Origin of the sequence: Pseudoalteromonas sp. T1lg22 (assembly GCF_002964645.1) — a bacterium.
GTDB lineage: Bacteria > Pseudomonadota > Gammaproteobacteria > Enterobacterales > Alteromonadaceae > Pseudoalteromonas.
The window spans coordinates 1-2,077 of record NZ_PQBY01000013.1; the positions used below are offsets into that span (position 1 = coordinate 1).

Annotated in this window: 1 protein-coding gene; it reads right to left on the reverse strand. The window is 60.5% G+C overall.

From position 1 onward, the window contains the following. Positions 1-2,055 (reverse strand): beta strand repeat-containing protein (locus tag C2M24_RS07115; RefSeq protein WP_199775697.1); only part of this gene is annotated, 2,055 nt, incomplete at its 3' end. Between the last annotated feature and the right edge of the window lie 22 nt (positions 2,056-2,077).

Sequence of the window (2,077 nt, forward strand, 5' to 3'; positions counted from 1 at the left end):
GACGGTTAGTTCACCGTCGGCGAGACCTGACAGATCTTGCCCAACGACGGTCACGTTGCCGTTGCTATCCGTGCTGATCGCCGAGCTCGGAACCGTGATCGTCGTCACGCCATCACTGATGGTGATGCTGTCGACGGTGGCGCCGGCTTCTACAACGCCAGAAAGGGTCACGTTGGTCGCCTCACTCGCGCTTAACAGCTCATCGCCGCCATCGTCGAACGCAATACTGTTTGCGCCATCACCTGTGCTCGGTGCGCCCGTATCCAAGGTGGTGGTATCGGTGACCGTGCCGGTGTTCCCGGCAGCGTCGGTTACTGTCATGGTGACGGTCAGTTCACCGTCGGCGAGGCCTGACAGATCTTGCCCAATGACGGTCACGTTGCCGTTGCTATCCGTGCTGATCGCCGAGCTCGGAACCGTGATCGTCGTCACGCCATCACTGATGGTGATGCTGTCGACGGTGGCGCCGGCTTCTACAACGCCAGAAAGGGTCACGTTGGTCGCCTCACTCGCGCTTAACAGCTCATCGCCGCCATCGTCGAATGCAATACTGTTTGCGCCATCACCTGTGCTCGGTGCGCCCGTATCCAAAGTGGTGGTATCGGTGACCGTGCCGGTATTGCCCGCAGCGTCGGTCACTGTCATGGTGACGGTCAATTCGCCGTCGGCGAGACCTGACAGGTCTTGCCCAACGACGGTCACGTTGCCGTTGCTATCCAAAGTGATCGCCGAGCTCGGTACCGTGATGGTGGTCACGCCATCACTGATGGTGATGCTGTCGACGGTGGCACCGGCTTCGACAACGCCAGAAAGGGTCACATTGGTCGCCTCCTCTGCGCTTAATAGCTCATCGCCGCCGTCGTCGAACGCAATACTGTTCGCGCCATCACCTGTGCTCGGTGCGCCTGTATCCAAGGTGGTGGTATCGGTGACCGTGCCTGTGTTCCCGGCAGCGTCGGTCACTGTCATGGTGACGGTCAGTTCGCCGTCGGCGAGACCTGACAGATCTTGCCCAACGACGGTCACGTTGCCGTTGCTATCCGTGCTGATCGCCGAGCTCGGAACCGTGATCGTCGTCACGCCATCACTGATGGTGATGCTGTCGACGGTGGCGCCGGCTTCTACAACGCCAGAAAGGGTCACGTTGGTCGCCTCACTCGCGCTTACCAGCTCATCGCCGCCGTCGTCGAATGCAATACTGTTCGCACCATCGCCCGTGGTTGGCGCGCTGGTGTCAATGACTAAGGTGCCCGTGGCCGTGCCGCTGTTACCCGTCGCGTCGGTGGCGGTCACGCTAACCTGGTAGCTACCGTCCAGAAGCGCTGGCAAGGTGTCGTCCACCAAGATCCAGGTGCCGTCGCCATTATTGGTGGCGGCGTAATCCACCCCCTCGACAGTCACTACTATACTCGCCTCTGGATCATCTATGGTGCCGGTCAAGGCAGGAGTGCTGTCGTTGGTAGTGTTATCGTTGATGGTCACCGAAGGTGCGCCCGTATCCAGGGTAGTGGTATCGGTGACCGTGCCTGTGTTCCCGGCAGCGTCGGTCACTGTCATGGTGACGGTCAGTTCACCGTCGGCGAGACCTGACAGGTCTTGCCCAACAACGGTCACATTGCCGTTGCTATCCGTGCTGATCGCCGAGCTCGGAACCGTGATCGTCGTCACGCCATCACTGATGGTGATGCTGTCGACGGTGGCGCCGGCTTCTACAACGCCAGAAAGGGTCACGTTGGTCGCCTCACTCGCGCTCAATTGTTCATCGCCGCCGTCGTCGAACGCAATACTGTTTGCGCCGTCACCTGTGCTCGGTGCACCCGTATCCAAGGTGGTGGTATCGGTGACCGTGCCGGTGTTCCCGGCAGCGTCGGTCACTGTCATGGTGACGGTCAATTCACCGTCGGCGAGGCTTGACAGGTCTTGCCCAACAACGGTCACGTTGCCGTTGCTATCCGTGCTGATCGCCGAGCTCGGAACCGTGATGGTGGTCACGCCATCACTGATGGTGATGCTGTCGACGGTGGCACCGGTTTCGACAACGCCAGAAAGGGTCACGTTGGTCGCCTCACTCGCGCTT